The following is an 18,007-nucleotide window of genomic DNA, read 5'->3' as shown; positions in this document are numbered from 1 at the left end:
TCAAGCGACAGGCTGCATTGAGCGAATCTCACTTGCAGCTTATGGCTTGCTCTGCAACTTCTTCTCGATTGCGTCCATCAGCAGGCCGCCAATGTCGGTGCCGAAGGCATTATCGATCTCGCGGATGCAGGTCGGGCTGGTGACGTTGATTTCCGTCAGGTGCTCGCCAATCACGTCCAGGCCGACGAACAGCAGGCCTTTTTCGCGCAGTGTCGGGCCGACCTGAGCGGCGATCCAGCGATCCTTGTCGGTCAATGGGCGGGCTTCGCCACGACCGCCAGCCGCGAGATTTCCGCGGGTTTCACCGGCGGCCGGAATACGCGCCAGGCAGTAATCCACAGGCTCACCATCGATCATCAGGATGCGCTTGTCGCCGTCCTTGATCGCTGGCAGGTAGGCCTGGCCCATGATCTGCTGGGCGCCCAGCGCGGTCAGGGTCTCGAGAATGACCGACAGGTTCGGGTCGCCAGCGCGATGACGGAAGATCGAGGTGCCGCCCATGCCGTCCAGCGGCTTGAGGATCACGTCGCCATGCTTGGCGGCGAACTCACGCAATACGTCGGCGCGGCGGCTGACCACGGTTGGCGGGGTGCACTGGGGAAACAGTGTGGCGAACAGCTTTTCATTGCAGTCGCGCAGGCTCTGCGGTTTGTTGACGACCAGCACGCCGGCGCGCTCGGCTTGCTCCAGCAGGTAGGTGGAGTAGACGAACTCCATGTCGAAGGGCGGATCCTTGCGCATCAGGATCACGTCCAGATCGCTCAGGAGCGCGTCAGTCTCGGCCTCCAGTTCGAACCACTTCTCGGGGTTGGCGAAGACTGTCAGCGGACGCATGCGCGCCCGGGCTTCGCCTTCGCCCTGATACAGGTCGCGCTGTTCCATGTAGAACAGTTCCCAGCCGCGCTTTTGCGCGGCCAGCAGCATGGCCAGCGAGCTATCCTTTTTATAGGAAATGCTGGCAATGGGATCCATGACAATCCCGACGCGAACGCTCATGGGGTTTTCCTCGAATGGGTGGGTTGTCTCGATCCCTGCAGGAGCGAGCTCGCTCGCGGTAAACCTGACAACATCGCAGGGTGTCAGGATAACCACGTAATCGTTGACGACCTTCGCGAGCAAGCCCGCTCCCGCAATTGAATCGGGCCACAGGGCTCTATAAAAGTGGCGTCAGATTGGCTCGGGGTGTGTTTGCGGTCAAGGAAAAACCACCGTGCCAGTCACCCGATAGATTGGATTTGGAGACTGTGCTAAAAAGGCTTGGCCCTTTAACATCAAGGGTTTCGAGCCCTGGAAGATCCGGAAACGGACAATTTGATTCGCAAAGGCGACGGTAGAGCACATATGGATCAGCATTCCAGCGCCTTGAAGGTCATGGTGATCGACGATTCGAAGACGATTCGCCGCACCGCCGAAACGTTGCTGAAAAATGTGGGTTGCGAGGTGATCACGGCCATCGATGGTTTCGATGCGCTGGCGAAAATCGCCGACAACCATCCCGGCATCATCTTTGTCGACATCATGATGCCGCGTCTGGATGGTTATCAGACCTGCGCCCTGATCAAGAACAACAGCGCGTTCAAATCCACGCCAGTAATCATGCTGTCGTCCAGGGACGGGCTGTTCGACAAGGCCAAGGGGCGCATCGTCGGCTCCGATCAGTTTTTGACCAAGCCTTTCAGCAGGGAAGAATTGCTGAACGCGATCCAGGCCCATGTTCCAGGGTTTGCCGCCGTTTTGCCGCAGTAGGACACGCACAGTGACGCTCGGCCAACGGGCCCGGCGTCGACAAGAATGGGGAAGACCATGGCACGAATTCTGATCGTCGACGACTCGCCGACCGAAATGTACAAACTGACGGGCATGCTGGAAAAGCATGGTCACGAAGTGTTGAAAGCCGAAAACGGCGCCGACGGTGTGGCCCTGGCCCGCCAGGAAAAACCTGACGCGGTGCTGATGGACATCGTCATGCCCGGCCTCAACGGTTTTCAGGCCACCCGGCAGCTGACCAAGGATCCGGAAACCGGGCACATCCCGGTGATTATCATCACTACCAAGGATCAAGACACCGACAAGGTCTGGGGCACGCGCCAGGGCGCCAAGGATTACCTGACCAAGCCGGTCGACGAAGACACCCTGATCAAGACCCTGAACAACGTGCTGGCCGGCTGATCATCGGGCCATGAGCGAATCGCTGACTGCCTTTGAACTGCTGCTGCAAATCGATCAGCGTTGCCGTCTGCTGGCGGCAGACCTGCCTTCCCAGCCAACCCGCCAGGACAGCTGGAGCGGCATCGGTTTTCGATTGGGCGAGCACTGGTACGTCGCGCCCATGGGCGAGATCAGTGAAGTCTTGCACGAACCACGATTCACCCAGTTGCCCGGGGTTAAACCCTGGGTCAAGGGCGTGGCCAACCTGCGGGGGCGCTTGCTGCCGATCATGGACGTCTGCGGCTTCTTCGGCCTGGAACTGTCGGCGGTGCGCAAGCAGCGTCGGGTGTTGGTGGTGGAACACAACGAGGTGTTTGCCGGGTTGATGGTCGACGAAGTTTACGGTCTGCAGCATTTTGCCCAGGGCAGTCTGGAGCCGGTGGATAACGTGAGCGGGCCGATCGCGCCGTTCATCAAGGGCCGTTTTCAGCGCGAGCAGGATTGGCAGGTGTTCAGCCCGTTTGCGCTGGCGCAGTCCCAAGGCTTTATGCACGTAGCTGTGTAACCGCAGACCCCACCAAGAGATCTGCGGTGGGTTGGTAGATGTGAGTTAACAGGCGAGGACCGATGATAAAAGCAAAAGCAGGCAAGCCAATGGAAGGGTCGCGCAGCCGGTCGCAGATCATCGTGCTGTTCATCGCGCTGATCATCTTCATCATGCTGTTGTTCGCCAATTTCGCGTACCTCAACACCCAGGCCACGTACGATAAACAGTACATCGGCCACGCAGGCGAATTGCGCGTGCTGTCCCAGCGCATCGCCAAGAATGCTACGGAAGCCGCTGCCGGCAAGGCTGCCGCGTTCAAGCTGCTCAGTGATGCGCGCAATGATTTTGCCCGGCGCTGGAGTTATCTGAAGCAAGGCGACCCCTCTACCGGCCTACCCCCTGCGCCGTCCGCCGTGCGCCCGGAAATGCGCGCAGTGCAAACGGACTGGGAGCGCCTGCTGAAAAATACCGACGCCATTCTCACCAGCGAACAGACCGTCCTGTCGCTGCACCAGGTCGCCGCGACCCTGGCCGAGACGGTGCCGCAACTGCAGGTCGAGTATGAAAAAGTTGTCGAGATTCTGCTGCAGCGGGGCGCTCCTGCCGCCCAGGTCGCGATGGCTCAACGGCAATCCTTGCTGGCCGAGCGAATACTGGGCGCGGTGAATACCGTGTTGTCCGGGGACGAGAATTCGCAACAGGCTGCCGACGTCTTCGGGCGTGACGCGGCACGCTTCGGCCAGGTCCTGACGGGCATGTTGCAAGGGGATCCGGCGCTGAAGGTCAGCCAGGTCGAGGACCGCGATGCCCGGGCCCGCCTGGTCGAGATTTCCGAACTGTTCGAGTTCGTCTCGGGTTCCGTCGATGAAATTATCGAAACCTCGCCTGAACTGTTAAAGGTCCGGGAGTCAGCAACCAACATCTTCGGCCTGTCGCAAACGCTGCTGGACGAAGCCTCGCACCTGGCCAATGGTTTTGAAAACCTTGCCGGCGGCCGTCACACCGACACCATCGGCGGCTATGTCCTGGGCTTGCTGGCGCTGACATCGATCATCCTGATCGGCCTGGTGATGGTGCGCGAAACCAATCGGCAGCTGCGTGAGACCGCCGAAAAGAACGAACGCAACCAGACGGCGATCATGCGTCTGCTCGACGAAATTGAAGACCTGGCAGACGGTGACCTGACGGTGACGGCCTCGGTGACGGAAGATTTCACCGGCTCCATTGCCGACTCGATCAATTATTCCGTCGACCAGCTGCGCGACCTGGTGGCAACCATCAACCTGACCGCCGGCCAGGTCGCCGCCGCCGTGCAGGAAACCCAGGCCACCGCCATGCACCTGGCGCAAGCCTCCGAGCATCAGGCGCAGCAGATATCCGAAGCTTCCACGGCCATCAACGACATGGCCCAATCCATCGACCAGGTGTCGGCCAACGCGGCCGAGTCTTCGGCGGTGGCTGAGCGGTCGGTGGAAATCGCCAACAAAGGCAACGAGGTGGTGCACAACACCATCCACGGCATGGATAACATTCGCGAGCAGATCCAGGATACCGCCAAGCGAATCAAGCGCCTTGGTGAATCTTCCCAGGAAATCGGCGACATTGTCAGCCTGATCGACGACATTGCCGATCAGACCAACATTCTGGCCCTGAACGCTGCGATCCAGGCCTCGATGGCGGGTGACGCTGGTCGCGGTTTCGCCGTAGTAGCCGACGAAGTGCAGCGCCTGGCCGAGCGCTCATCCGCTGCGACCCGACAGATAGAGACCCTGGTGCGGGCAATTCAGACGGACACCAATGAAGCTGTGATTTCCATGGAACAGACCACCACCGAAGTGGTGCGTGGCGCACGTCTGGCGCAGGATGCCGGGGTGGCGCTGGAGGAAATCGAAGGCGTATCCAAAGTGCTCGCGGCGCTGATCCAGAGTATTTCCAATGCCGCCCAGCAGCAGACGTCCTCGGCCGGACAGATCTCCCTGACGATGAACGTGATCCAGCAGATCACCTCGCAGACCTCCTCCGGCTCCACTGCAACCGCCGAAAGCATCGGTAACCTGGCGAAGATGGCCAGCCAGCTGAGGCGTTCGGTGTCCGGTTTCACCTTGCCCGCGGCGAGCGCGCAGGCTGCTGATAAAGTATAGGGCGTGGCAGGCGCAGGTTTTTTCCAGTGGAGTGGTTATGGGTGAGCGGCACGACTACGTGGCCCTCGAGTGGGTCAAGGGCGAGATTGCCGAAACGCTGAGGCAGGCGGCGCTCCGTCTGGAGAGCATGGCGATGGACGAAGAGCAGACGCCCCTGGCGCTCGCTGAATGCCTGGCGTGCATCCACCAGGTTCATGGCAGTTTGCAGATGGTCGAATTCTACGGCGCGGCGCTGCTGGCCGAAGAAATGGAACACCTGACCCAGGCTTTGCAGCAGAACCGCGTGAGCCATCGTGAAGAAGCGATCCACCTGCTGGTGCAGGCGCTGGCGCAGTTGCCTGTGTACCTTGACCGGGTGCAAGGTGCGCGCCGGGACTTGCCGCTGGTGGTGTTGCCCCTGATCAATGATTTGCGCAGTGCCCGCGGCGAGGAGCTGTTGTCGGAAACCAGCCTGTTCAGCCCGCAACTGCCGGATTTGCCCCCGCTGGACGACGCAGCGCTGGCGCAGCTGGAGCCGCCAGAGTTGGCCAATGTGTTGCGCAAGTTGCGGCAGATGCTGCAGATGGCACTCGTTGGCTTGCTGCGCGAACAGGATGACGATACTCATCTCGGTTACCTGGCAAAGGTGTTCGCGCGACTCGAAAGTATCTCCGGTCAGGCGCCGCTCAGCCCCTTGTGGCAGGTGGCCTCGGCGCTGGTAGAAGGCATGCGTGGCGGTGCGATTGCCAACAGTCCGGCGCTGCGCAGCCTGTTCAAGGAAGCCGACACGGAACTCAAGCGCTTGCTCGAAGAAGGCATGCGCGGCATCAATCAACCGGCACCACCAGAGCTGCTCAAGAGTTTGCTGTTCTACATTGCCAAGGCCGAACACCCCACCGGGCGCATGCTGACCATGAAAGATCGCTACTCCCTAGAGGACGCGTTGCCTGACAGCGCAATGGTTGATGACGAGCGCGCGCGCCTGGGCGGTCCCGACCGCGATGCGATGCGTTCGGTGCTGGTGGCGCTGTGCGAAGAGCTGGTGCGGGTCAAGGAGCGCCTGGACCTGTTCGTGCGCAGTGACCGCCAACACATCGCCGATCTCGACAGCCTGCTGTCGCCCCTGCGGCAAATCGCCGACACCCTGGCGGTGCTGGGTTTTGGCCAGCCGCGCAAGGTGATCATCGATCAGTTGGCGGTGGTCCTGAGCCTGGCCCAAGGCCAGCGTGAGCCCACGGACGCCATCCTAATGGACGTCGCGGGCGCCTTGCTCTACGTTGAAGCGAACCTGGCCGGCATGGTCGGCAACCTGGAACCGGAAAGCCATGAAGACAGCCGCTTGCCGACCACCGACCTGACACAGATTCACCAGATCGTCATCCGCGAAGCGCGCATCTGCCTGCAACAGGCCAAGGACATGATCGTCGACTACATCGACGCCGACTGGGACCGCCAACACCTGCAGCCCTTGCCTGCCTTGTTGACGCAGATCCGCGGCGCACTGGCGATGATCCCGTTGAGTCGCGCTGCCAGCCTGGTCGAAGCGTGCAACCAGTTCATCCGTGAACACCTGCTGCTGGATCCTGGCCAGCCGGGATGGCAGGAGCTCGACAGCCTGGCCGACGTGGTGACCAGCATCGAGTATTACCTGGAGCGCCTCAGCGACGACCCTGAAGCGGCCGGGGAACAGGTGCTCGACGTTGCCGAGAAAGGCCTCGCCGCACTGGGTGTTTTCCCTCGCGCCCGGCATGCCCCGGAACTCGAAGAAGTGCCGGAGCCGACTGAAGCGCACCTCATGCAGGAGTTGCAGGCGTACGGTGCTCCTGAGTTGGTGCAGACCCTCGCGGACGTGCTCGCCAATCCTGTGTCTGCGGTAAATCCCCCGGCGCTGCATACCCCGGGTAGCCTGCTACCGCCGCCCGCGGGCGAAGAGCCGGTGGAAGATGAACTGCGTGAAGTGTTCCTGGAAGAAACTGACGAAGTACTGCAAGTCCTTCGTGAATACTTGCCCCGCTGGACTGCCGACCCGCAGAACACTTCGGCCCTGAGTGAGCTGCGCCGGGCCTTCCACACGCTCAAAGGCAGCGGCCGGATGGTTCGGGCGCTGATTCTGGGCGAGCTGGCGTGGGCGGTGGAAAACCTGCTCAATCGAGTGCTCGAACACAGCGTGAAGCCGGGCGCTGGCGTGCAGCAACTGCTGGCTGATGTGCTGCAGCTGTTGCCGGAGCTGGTCGCGGAATTTGCCCGCAATGCCCAGCGCCAGCGCAATGATGTCGACCAGGTGGCGGCCCGTGCGCATGCCTTGGCCAAGGGCGAGCAACCGTTGGTGGATGAGGATGCAGAGGACGTCGCGGCACTCGATCCGCTGCTGCTGGAAATTTTCCGCAACGAAGCCGAAACCCATCTGGCCAGCGTCAATCGCTTCCTCGACCAGGCCGCCGAGCATGTGCCCTTGCAGGCCAGTGACGAGTTGCAGCGCGCCTTGCATACGCTCAAGGGCAGCGCCTCAATGGCCGGCGTGGTGCCGATCGCCGAACTGGCCGCGCCGCTGGATCAACTTGCCCGCGAGTACAAGGCGCACCTGCTCGCACTGGACCTGGACGAAGTGGAACTGTTAATGGAGGCCGAAGGGCTGTTCCGGCTAGGCCTGCGTCAGCTAAAGACGGATCCGCTGGCCGAGATAACGGGCGCGCAGCATCTGATCGAGCGAACCCATGCACTGCTGGCCATGCGCCTGCAAACCCTGATGAGCGCACCCCAGAGTCGGCCACGTATCAAGCGCGACCCGCAATTGATCAACAATTTTCTGGCCCAGGGCATGGACATCCTGCTGGACGCCGAGAGCTTACTGCAACGCTGGCAGCAACACCCCGGTGAACGCCAGGAACTCAGCGCGCTGCTGGACGAATTGACGACCTTGGGTGAAGGCGCGCACCTGGCTGATCTGCATCCGGTGGATGAGCTGTGTGAAGCCTTGCTCGATCTGTACGGTGCGGTGGAGGAAAGCAGCCTGGCGGTCAGCCCGGCGTTTTTCCATGAAGCGCAAAGTGCCCATGAAGCGCTGATCAACATGCTCGACGAGCTGGCAGCCGGCCAGGAAGTCAGCCCGCAACCGGCGCGTGTGCGAGCCTTGCGCGATTTGCTGGATGAAAGCCTGGACCCGTCGGCCACCGGCCTGATCCGCAGCGACGGCAGCCGCGCCCTGAGCATTCGCGAGCTGGGTAGCGCCACTGCCGAACTGGCGCAGGCAGAACCAGACGACGCTATCGTGTCGATCTTCCTGGAAGAGGCTGTGGATATCCTCGAAAGCTCGGGCCAGGCCCTGCAACGCTGGTTGAGCGACCCGGAAAACGCCGCACCGCTGCTGTCGTTGCAACGTGACCTGCACACGCTCAAGGGCGGGGCGCGGATGGCCGAGGTCGAGTCCGTGGGTGATCTGGCCCATGAACTGGAAGGGCTGTACGAAGGCCTGGTGGATCGCCGTTATCAGCACACCGATGCTTTGGCGCAGCTGTTGCTGCGCAGCCATGATCGCCTCGGGCAGATGCTTGAGCAGTTGCAGGACCAGCATCCCCTGGATGAGCCAGATGAACTGATCGAGGCCATCCGCGAGTTTCGCCAGAACAACCTCGGCAGCGCTGAAGTGGCTGGACCGCTGCCGGTCAGCGATCACCCAGGTCATGATCCGGAGCTACTGGAAATCTTCCTGGAGGAAGGTTTCGACATCATCGAAAACTCCGGGGCGGCGCTGGTGCGCTGGCAGGCCGACCCGGCGAATCGCCAGGAAGTGGAAAACCTGCTGCGTGATCTGCACACCCTCAAGGGTGGCGCGCGCATGGTCGAAATCGCACCGATCGGTGACCTGGCCCACGAGCTGGAATTCCTCTATGAAGGTTTGTCGGCAGGCTTACTGCATCCGACCCATGCCTTGTTCGCGCTGTTGCAGAGCAGCCATGACCGACTGGCACAAATGCTCGACGCGGCGCGCGCCGGTCAACCTATGCCGCCTGCCGATCAGTTGATCGACTCGATCCGCAATTTCAGTCACCCGGTGTTGCCGGCAGATTCTGTCACGGCACCTGCGGTGATCAGGCCCGAACCTCCTGCACCGCAGCCTGACGCCGGCGCCGACATGGTTAAGGTCTCGGCAGAGTTGCTGGATGATTTGGTCAACCTGGCCGGTGAAACCTCGATTTTCCGCGGGCGCATCGAACAGCAGGTCAGCGATGCACGGGTGGCCCTGAGCGAAATGGAAACCACCATCGAGCGCATGCGCGACCAGTTGCGGCGCCTCGATACGGAAACCCAGGGGCGGATCCTCAGCCGCCAGCAGGTGGAAGCCGAACGTCTGGGGTACGAGGAATTCGATCCGCTGGAAATGGACCGTCATTCGCAGCTGCAACAGCTGTCGCGTGCGCTGTTCGAGTCCGCGTCCGACCTGCTTGACCTCAAGGAAACCCTCGACCGGCGCAATCAGGACGCCGAAAACCTGCTGCAACAACAGGGGCGCATCAATACCGAGCTGCAGGAAGGCCTGATGCGTACACGCATGGTGCCGTTCGAACGGATGCTGCCGCGCCTCAAGCGTATCGTCCGTCAGGTTTCCGGCGAACTGGGCAAGGATGTGCAATTCATCGTCGGCAACGCCGAAGGCGAGATGGACCGTAACGTCCTTGAGCGCATGGCCGCGCCGTTGGAGCACATGCTGCGCAACGCCGTGGACCACGGCCTGGAATCCTCCGAGGTGCGCATCGCTGCGGGCAAGCCCGCTCAGGGAACGATCACCTTGGACCTGTCGCGCGAGGGTGGGGACATCATTTTCGATATCCGCGATGACGGCGCCGGCGTGCCCCTGGACGCGGTACGCCGCAAGGCGATCAAGCGTGGCCTGCTGGCGCCTGACAGCGACATCAGCGACCGCGACGTGCTGCAATTCATCCTGCAACCGGGATTTTCGACGGCGGAAAAAATCACCCAGATTTCCGGGCGGGGCGTGGGTATGGACGTGGTCCACGAAGAGGTGCGGCAGCTGGGCGGGACCATGAGTATTGACTCGGTGCCCGGGCAGGGCGTGCATTTTCGCATCCGCCTGCCGTTCACCGTGTCGGTCAACCGGGCGCTGATGGTGCAATGCGCGGAAGACCAGTATGCGATCCCGCTCAACACCATCGACGGCATCGTTCGTGTCTTGCCCAATGAACTTGAAGGCCACTATCGCCTGGATCCGCCAACCTACAAGTATGCCGGGCAGCACTATGAGTTGTGTTACCTCGGCGAACTGCTGAAAACCAGCAGCCGCCCGAAGCTGCTGGGTCAAAACCTGCCACTGCCGGTGTTGCTGGTGCAGTGCAACGAACGCCACATCGCCGTGCAAGTCGACGCCATGGCCGGCACTCGCGAGATCGTGGTCAAGAGCCTCGGCCCGCAGTTCGCTGCCGTGCAAGGTTTGTCCGGAGCAACGATCCTGGGGGATGGCCGGGTGGTGCTGATTCTCGACCTGCTGGCGCCGATCCGCGCCATGCAGACCCGCTTGCCGCGTCAGGCCCTGATGCAAGACGCCGAGCCAGAGTCGCACAAACCCCTGCTGGTGCTGGTGGTTGATGATTCGGTCACGGTGCGCAAGGTCACCAGTCGTTTGCTGGAACGTCACGGCATGAACGTACTGACCGCCAAGGATGGAGTCGACGCCATGTTGCTGCTGGAAGAGCACCTGCCCGACCTGATGCTGCTGGACATCGAAATGCCGCGCATGGATGGCTTCGAAGTGGCCACCCAAGTGCGCGCGGACGAGCGTACGCAGCATCTGCCGATCATCATGATCACCTCGCGCACCGGACAGAAACACCGCGACCGCGCCATGGCCATTGGCGTCAACGATTACCTTGGCAAGCCGTATCAGGAATCGGTATTGCTCGAAAGCATCGCCTTCTGGAGCAAACCCCATGCTTGAACACCGCACCAGCAACCTCACCGGGCTGCTGTTGCCCCTGGCCGATCGCCACCTGATTCTGCCCAATGTGGCGGTCGCCGAATTGATCGACTACCAGCCGGGCACGTTCGACCTGGACACGCCGCCCTGGTACCTGGGGCGGGTAGGGTGGCGGGACCGGCAGATTCCAATGCTCAGTTTCGAGTCGGCCTGTGGTCAGAAAATCGTCATGGGCGAGCGGGTGCGGATCGTGATCCTCAATGCCCTGGGTGGGCGCCCGGAACTGAAGTTCATCGCACTGCTGGTGCAGGGCATTCCACGGTCCTGCAAGCTCGACAGCCAGTTGAGCTATGTCGATGTGCCCTTGTGCACGCTGGAGCAAGCCGCGGTGCAGGTGGGCGATCAAGTGGCCAAGGTCCCTGACTTGCTGGCGCTGGAAGGTTTGCTGGTGGAGGCGGGGCTGGTCTGACGGGGTTCTGAAAGCATTGTGGGAAGGCTCCTGGGATGTCGCCGAACGCTCCTGCAACCAGGTGTAGTAATGCCGCCAGCGGATTTTTAATGCGGATGATGCGGTCTGAAGCGTTGCGTTTTCAGGCTTCAAGCCGGAGCCTTGCGCATTGTCGTAATGGGTTTTGAGGTAGGCAATACATGTATCACGGGGAAAAACTCAACGCCTGGACGCATCTGGTGGGGGCGGTGGCGGCCTTTGTCGGCGTGGTATGGATGCTGGTGATTGCCAGCATGGACGGCAGTCCGTGGAAAATTGTCAGTGTGGCGATCTATGGTTTCACCTTGCTGGTGCTGTACAGCGCCTCGACCGTTTACCACAGCGTGCGGGGACGCAAGAAAGCGATTATGCAGAAGGTCGATCACTTTTCGATCTATCTGTTGATCGCCGGCAGCTACACGCCGTTTTGCCTGGTCACGCTGCGCGGTCCCTGGGGCTGGACCTTGTTCGGGATCGTCTGGGGGTTGGCGCTGATTGGCATCCTGCAGGAGATCAAACCGCGGTCGGAAGCGCGGGTGCTGTCGATCGTGATTTACGCGGTGATGGGCTGGATCGTGCTGGTGGCGGTCAAGCCATTGTTAGCCGCGCTGGGTTCGACAGGGTTTGCCTGGCTGGCATCGGGCGGGGTGTTGTACACCGTGGGGATCGTCTTTTTTGCGCTGGACCACCGGCTGCGGCATGCGCATGGGATCTGGCATTTGTTTGTGATCGCGGGAAGCTTGCTGCACTTTGTGGCGATTTTCTTTTACGTGCTTTGAACAACGGATCAACAGATCTCAGAAGCTCCTACAGGGAAATATGATCTCCTGTAGGAGCTGCCGCAGGCTGCGATCTTTTGATCTTTTGATCTAGAAATCCCCCCAAAGCTGCTGAGCCACCGCCAGCGCCACAACCGGCGCCGTCTCGGTCCGCAACACACGCGGGCCAAGCCGTGCCGCATGAAAGCCCTCGCCCTTGGCCTGATCAACCTCGGCATCCGACAGCCCGCCTTCCGGCCCGATCAGAAACGCCAGCGTGGCGGGCTTGGAGTGGCTCAGCAACGGCTCGGCCACTGGATGCAGCACCAGCTTCAGCTGCGCTTGAGTCTGCTTGAGCCAATCAGCCAATAACTGTGGCGGATGAACCACCGGGACCCTCGACCGTCCGCATTGCTCACAGGCACTGATTGCCACCTGGCGCCAGTGCATCAGGCGTTTGTCGGCACGTTCGTCTTTGAGGCGCACTTCACAACGGTCGCTGAAGATCGGGGTGATCTCGCTCACGCCCAGTTCAGTGGCTTTCTGGATCGCCCAGTCCATACGCTCGCCACGGGACAAACCCTGGCCGAGGTGGATCTGCAAGGGGGATTCGACCTGCCCGGCGAAACTCTCATCGATCTGCACCACCACGCGCTTCTTGCCGACCTCTACCAGTCGGGCGCGGAACTCCTGTCCCGAGCCGTCGAACAGCTGCAACGCATCACCTTCGGCCATGCGCAGCACGCGGCTGATGTAGTGCGCCTGTGCCTCGGGCAGCTCGTGCTCACCGGTGCTCAGGGGGGCGTCGATAAAGAAGCGGGACAGTCTCATGCGGGTTCTCTGGAAAGGGAGTGAATCATAAAAGGTGGTGCCTTCTGTGGGAGCGAGCCTGCTCGCGATTCGGTCTCGCATTCGCGATGAGTGCTGGCTGGCCGATTGCTATCGCGAGCAGGCTCGCTCCCACAGTGCTTTCATTTTCCGGCCAATCAACCCGGATCGCGGAATCCCGGGTGAAAGTTTTCCGGCACCGACACACTGACGCTGTCGCGCGTTGCAATGTCGATCCCTTCGCTGGCCACTTCAGCCAGAAAGTCTATCTGATCAGGCGTGATCACGTACGGCGGCAGGAAGTACACCACGCTGCCCAGGGGCCGCAGCAGGGCCCCGCGTTCCAGCGCATGCTGGAACACTTTCAGGCCGCGTCGTTCCTGCCACGGATAGGCTTCTTTGGTGGCCTTGTCCTTGACCATCTCGATCGCCAGCACCATGCCGGTCTGGCGCACTTCCGAGACGTTCGGATGGTCGGCCAGGTGCGCGGTGGAGGAGGCCATGCGTTGGGCCAGGGCTTTGTTGTTCTCGATGACGTTGTCTTCTTCGAAAATATCCAGGGTGGCCAGCGCCGCCGCACAGGCCAGCGGGTTGCCGGTGTAGCTGTGGGAGTGCAGGAAGGCGCGCAGGGTCGGGTAGTCGTCGTAGAAGGCGCTGTAGACATCGTCGGTGGTGACGCAGGCGGCCAGCGGCAGATAGCCGCCGGTCAGGGCCTTGGACAGGCACAGGAAGTCCGGGCGGATGCCCGCCTGTTCGCAGGCGAACATCGTCCCGGTACGGCCGAAACCGACGGCGATTTCGTCGTGGATCAGGTGCACGCCATAGCGATCACAGGCCTCACGCAACAGCTTGAGGTATACCGGGTGGTACATGCGCATGCCACCGGCGCCCTGGATCAGTGGCTCGACAATCACGGCTACAACCGTGTCGTGGTGTTCGGCCAGAGTCTGTTCCATGGCCGCGAACATGTTGCGCGAATGCGCCTCCCAGCTCATGCCTTCAGGGCGCAGGTAACAATCCGGGCTTGGCACCTTGATGGTGTCGAGCAGCAGCGCCTTGTAGGTTTCGGTGAACAGCGGCACATCGCCCACCGACATCGCTGCCATCGTTTCGCCGTGGTAGCTGTTGGTGAGGGTGACAAAGCGCTTTTTGTTCGGCTGACCGCGGTTGAGCCAGTAGTGAAAGCTCATTTTCAGCGCGACTTCGATGCAAGACGAACCGTTATCGGCGTAGAAACACCGGGTCAGGCCTTCCGGCGTCATCTGCACCAGGCGCTCGGACAACTCGATCACGGGCTGGTGGCTGAAACCGGCGAGGATCACGTGTTCGAGCTGGTCGACCTGATCCTTGATGCGCTGGTTGATGCGCGGGTTGGCGTGGCCAAACACGTTGACCCACCAGGAGCTGACGGCGTCGAGGTAACGTTTGCCTTCGAAGTCTTCAAGCCACACGCCTTCCCCGCGCTTGATCGGAATCAGCGGCAGCTGTTCGTGGTCTTTCATCTGGGTGCAGGGATGCCACAGCACCGCGAGATCGCGTTGCATCCACTGATTATTCAGGCCCATATTCAGTCTCCTCGAGGCAGTCCGTGACAAACGCGGACACGCAATCGCGCAAGCCTATGCAATGACTCGCCCTGGAACAACCCATTGGGGCAATTGAGCTACATTGAATGGGGCGATAGACGTCGCTGGCGGCCATTTGATGGCTGACGTATTCTTCGCCATTCCTTGAGTCGTCTGACTCGCAAAACTGATTTTTCCTCGTGTATTTCCGGAGTTCGCTGAATGTCTGCTGGTTGGCTGCGCGCCTGTGCGCTGGTGATGTTGGGCCTGTTCAGCGTGTCTGCGCTGGCCAAGGATAAAACAGCGATCGTGATCGGCGGCGGGCTTTCCGGCCTGACGGCGGCTTACGAGCTGCAGAACAAAGGCTGGCAGGTCACCCTGCTGGAAGCCAAGCCGAGCCTGGGTGGTCGCTCCGGCATGGCCACCAGTGAGTGGATTGGCAACGATAAGACCCAGCCGGTACTGAACAAGTACGTGTCGACGTTCAAGCTTGGCACCACGCCGGCCCCGGAGTTCGTGCGCACCCCGAGCTACCTGATCGATGGCGTGTATTACAGCGCTGCCGACCTGGCGATCAAGGACCCGACCACTGCCGAAGCGCTCAAACGCTACGAGAAGACCGTCGACGACCTGGCCCGCTCGATCGAGGACCCGCAGAACCCGGCCGCGAACAACACGCTGCACGCCCTCGACCAGATCAACGTCTCCAACTGGCTCGACCGCCTGACACTGCCTGCCACGGCCCGTCAGCTGATCAACCAGCAAATCCGTACCCGCTACGACGAGCCGTCGCGCCTGTCACTGCTGTACTTCGCGCAGCAGAGCCGCGTTTACCTGGGCGTTTCCGACCGTGACTTGCGCGCGTCGCGCCTGATCGGTGGCAGTCCGGTGCTGGCACAGGCATTTGTCAAGCAACTGAAGACCATCAAGACCAGCTCCCCGGTCTCGTCCATTGTCCAGGACAAGGATGGCGTGACCGTCAAGGTCGGCAGCGTTGGCTATCAGGCTGACTACGTCGTGGTGGCTGTGCCATTGCGCGCACTGAACAAGATCCAGCTGACCCCCGCTCTGGATGCCCAGCACCTGGGCGCGATCAAGGGCACCAACTACGGCTGGCGCGACCAGATCATGCTGAAGTTCAAGACGCCTGTGTGGGAAAGCAAGGCGCGCATGTCCGGCGAGATCTACAGCAACACTGGCCTTGGCATGTTGTGGGTCGAGCCGGCGTTGAAGGGTGGCGCCAATGTGGTGATCAACCTGTCCGGCGACAACGCCCGCGTGATGCAGGCCTTCGGCGACAAGCAGATGGCCGATCAGGTGCTGATTCGCCTGCACGCTTTTTATCCCCAGGCCCGCGGCTCGTTCACCGGTTATGAAATCCGCCGCTACAGCACCGACCCTTCCATGGGTGGCGCTTACCTGGCCTTTGGTCCTGGCCAGATCAGCAAGTACTGGCGCCTGTGGGAGCGCCCGTTGCAGCGTGTAGCGTTCGCTGGCGAACACACCGACACCTTGTACCCTGGCACGCTGGAAGGCGCATTGCGCACCGGTCAGCGCGCGGCCAGCCAGGTTGAAGACCTGGCGGCAGGCAAGTCGTTTGAGCCAGCGAAGGTTGTGCCAGTGGCGGCTGCTGCGGCGGCAGGCGCGGTTGCGGCGAAGAAGGGCAACTTCTTCACCAACCTGTTTGGTGGTTCGGATGATGAGAAAAAGCCGGAACCTGCTAAGGCGCCAGCCCCCGCCGCTCCGGTTGCCCCAACCCCGGCGCCGGTACCAGCACCTGCGCCGGCTCCGGTTGAAGCGCCCAAGCCTGCGGCACCGGTGAAAGCCGAGCCTGCAAAGAAAGCACCGGTGAAAAAGCCGGCAGCCAAGACCGAGGCCAAAAAAGCCCCGGCCAAAGCCCCGGCAAAAAAGGCTGAACCGGCCAGGAAGCCAGCGGCTAAACCGGCAGCAACCACTGAGACCAAGGCTCAGTAAAATTTGCTGTTGACCAGAAGCGCGGCTCAATGGCCGCGCTTTTTTTTGCCCGCACTATCGCCTTCGCGGGCAAGCCCGCTCCCACAGGGTTTTGTGTCGTACGTGATTTCTCGGTTTACGCATTTACTGTGGGAGCGGGCTTGCCCGCGAAAGCGTCCTCACGATTACCATTTAATTTCCGGTCTGCCACTAACATCCCGCCACGCTTTGGCCTTTAATCTTTCCTTAACTCACTCGTCTCACACTCTTGATCGTATTTCTCGATATTTCAAAGCAAAATTTTCCGCTTTAATTCGATAGATAAGTCGATAGTCTTGGTCGCAGTTCTCACAGGATTTGGGCAATGCAGCTACGTAACTCTTCTTCGCGCTACGGTTGGATCAGCGTTTTCTTGCACTGGAGTGTGGCACTGGCAGTCTTTGGATTGTTTGCGCTGGGCTTGTGGATGATCGACCTGGACTACTACAGCACCTGGCGCAAAGACGCGCCGGAGCTGCACAAGAGCATTGGCCTGGTGCTGTTCGCCGTGATGTTGCTGCGGGTGCTTTGGCGTTTCGTCAGCCCACCGCCGCCTACCCTGGAAAGCTACAGCCGCATGACGCGCCTTGGCGCCAGGTTTGGCCACTCGTTCCTGTACCTTGGTTTGTTCGCTGTGATGATTGCCGGTTACCTGATTTCCACCGCAGACGGTGTCGGGATTCCGGTGTTTGGCTTGTTTGAAGTGCCTGCACTGGTCTCCGGGCTACCGGACCAGGCAGATACCGCCGGTTTGATTCATTTCTACCTGGCATGGGCGCTGGTCATTTTTTCCGGCCTTCATGCGTTGGCAGCATTGAAGCACCACTTTATCGATCGTGATGCGACCCTTAAGCGAATGCTCGGCCGCAAAGCCTGATGTTCAACCTCGACTCCAAAGGAATAGAAAGCATGTTGAAAAAGACTCTCGCCGCTCTGGCAATCGGTTCCGCGCTGCTGTCCGCCAACGTAATGGCGGCAGACTACACCGTGGACAAGGAAGGCCAGCACGCCTTCGTCGACTTCAAGATCAGCCACCTGGGCTATAGCTTCATCACAGGTACCTTCAAGGACATCGACGGCAAGTTCAGCTTCGATGCGGCCAAGCCTGAAGACAGCAAGATCGAGTTCAATGTGAACACCGCCAGCGTATTCACCAACCACGCTGAACGTGACAAGCACATCGCCAGCGCCGACTTCCTGAACGCCAGCAAATTCGGCAAAGCGACCTTTGTTTCCACCAGCGTCAAATCCACCGGCAAAAACGCTGCTGGTCAGGAAACTGCTGATGTCGCGGGCGACCTGACTCTGGCTGGCGTGACCAAGCCAATCGTGGTCAAGGCCACGTTCCTGGGTGAAGGCAAGGACCCATGGGGCGGCTACCGTGCCGGCTTCGAAGGCACCACCAGCATCAAGCGTTCCGATTTCGGCAAGCAGAAAGACCTGGGTCCGAAGTCCGATGCAGTCGAGCTGTACATTTCGTTTGAAGGTGTGAAAGCGAAATAACATTCGCCGCTGACACAAAAAACGCCCCCGATCTCGCGATCCGGGGCGTTTTTATTGCCTGGCGCAATCCATACAGGTGGTGAAATCCATTGTGGGAGCGGGCTTGCCCGCTCCCACAGGGTTTGCGTTA

General features: G+C 60.9%; 13 protein-coding genes. 10 read left to right on the top strand and 3 right to left on the bottom strand.

Annotated elements, in window-relative coordinates; translation table 11 throughout:
• Positions 1-39 precede the first annotated feature (39 nt).
• Positions 40-996 carry a glutathione synthase gene (gene gshB, locus HYI44_RS03900; RefSeq protein WP_122841150.1) on the bottom strand — a complete coding sequence of 319 codons (957 nt, stop codon included), beginning with the start codon at positions 994-996 and terminating at the stop codon, positions 40-42.
• Positions 997-1,341: 345 nt separating this feature from the next.
• On the opposite strand from gshB, the gene pilG reads away from it, so the two are divergent.
• From pilG to trhA, 7 genes are all read left to right on the top strand, one after another.
• Positions 1,342-1,746, top strand: coding sequence for a twitching motility response regulator PilG (gene pilG, locus HYI44_RS03895; protein WP_122841151.1), 405 nt, complete (start codon positions 1,342-1,344; stop codon positions 1,744-1,746).
• 57 nt (positions 1,747-1,803) lie between these two features.
• Positions 1,804-2,169, top strand: coding sequence for a twitching motility response regulator PilH (gene pilH, locus HYI44_RS03890; protein ID WP_101209186.1), 366 nt, complete (start codon positions 1,804-1,806; stop codon positions 2,167-2,169).
• 10 nt (positions 2,170-2,179) lie between these two features.
• Entirely contained in the window at positions 2,180-2,713 is a 534-nt protein-coding gene (locus HYI44_RS03885; RefSeq protein ID WP_122841152.1) for a chemotaxis protein CheW, read from the top strand.
• Positions 2,714-2,775: 62 nt separating this feature from the next.
• Complete coding sequence (locus tag HYI44_RS03880) at positions 2,776-4,836, top strand: methyl-accepting chemotaxis protein (RefSeq protein ID WP_122841153.1); 2,061 nt, start codon at positions 2,776-2,778, stop codon at positions 4,834-4,836.
• Positions 4,837-4,873: 37 nt separating this feature from the next.
• Positions 4,874-10,765, top strand: coding sequence for an Hpt domain-containing protein (locus HYI44_RS03875; RefSeq protein ID WP_225568834.1), 5,892 nt, complete (start codon positions 4,874-4,876; stop codon positions 10,763-10,765).
• Positions 10,758-11,213: a chemotaxis protein CheW gene (locus HYI44_RS03870; protein WP_122841155.1), complete on the top strand. Its 456-nt coding sequence runs from the start codon at positions 10,758-10,760 to the stop codon at positions 11,211-11,213. Before HYI44_RS03875 ends, HYI44_RS03870 begins: the two co-directional genes overlap by 8 nt.
• A gap of 179 nt (positions 11,214-11,392) precedes the next feature.
• On the top strand, positions 11,393-12,010 hold the full coding sequence (gene trhA / locus HYI44_RS03865; RefSeq protein ID WP_045059841.1) for a PAQR family membrane homeostasis protein TrhA: 618 nt from the start codon (positions 11,393-11,395) through the stop codon (positions 12,008-12,010).
• Positions 12,011-12,100: 90 nt separating this feature from the next.
• On the opposite strand, the gene HYI44_RS03860 is transcribed toward trhA, so the two are convergent.
• Both HYI44_RS03860 and HYI44_RS03855 read right to left on the bottom strand, forming a co-directional pair.
• Positions 12,101-12,820 carry a 16S rRNA (uracil(1498)-N(3))-methyltransferase gene (locus HYI44_RS03860; RefSeq protein ID WP_201148162.1) on the bottom strand — a complete coding sequence of 240 codons (720 nt, stop codon included), beginning with the start codon at positions 12,818-12,820 and terminating at the stop codon, positions 12,101-12,103.
• Positions 12,821-12,975: 155 nt separating this feature from the next.
• Positions 12,976-14,382, bottom strand: coding sequence for an adenosylmethionine--8-amino-7-oxononanoate transaminase (locus tag HYI44_RS03855; protein ID WP_225568833.1), 1,407 nt, complete (start codon positions 14,380-14,382; stop codon positions 12,976-12,978).
• 222 nt (positions 14,383-14,604) lie between these two features.
• Here HYI44_RS03855 and HYI44_RS03850 point away from each other — a divergent pair, with 222 nt between their 5' ends.
• From HYI44_RS03850 to HYI44_RS03840, 3 genes are all read left to right on the top strand, one after another.
• Positions 14,605-16,356 carry a flavin monoamine oxidase family protein gene (locus tag HYI44_RS03850; protein WP_225568832.1) on the top strand — a complete coding sequence of 584 codons (1,752 nt, stop codon included), beginning with the start codon at positions 14,605-14,607 and terminating at the stop codon, positions 16,354-16,356.
• A gap of 343 nt (positions 16,357-16,699) precedes the next feature.
• The gene (locus tag HYI44_RS03845; protein WP_122841159.1) at positions 16,700-17,251 is read left to right on the top strand and encodes a cytochrome b; all 552 of its coding nucleotides are present in this window, start codon (positions 16,700-16,702) and stop codon (positions 17,249-17,251) included.
• Between the two features lie 32 nt (positions 17,252-17,283).
• Entirely contained in the window at positions 17,284-17,877 is a 594-nt protein-coding gene (locus HYI44_RS03840) for a YceI family protein (protein ID WP_045059846.1), read from the top strand.
• Positions 17,878-18,007: the final 130 nt, after the last annotated feature.

Source organism: Pseudomonas sp. Y24-6 (assembly GCF_020295325.1).
Classification (GTDB): domain Bacteria; phylum Pseudomonadota; class Gammaproteobacteria; order Pseudomonadales; family Pseudomonadaceae; genus Aquipseudomonas; species Aquipseudomonas gregormendelii.
This window is presented reverse-complemented; position numbering and strand designations above follow the sequence as displayed.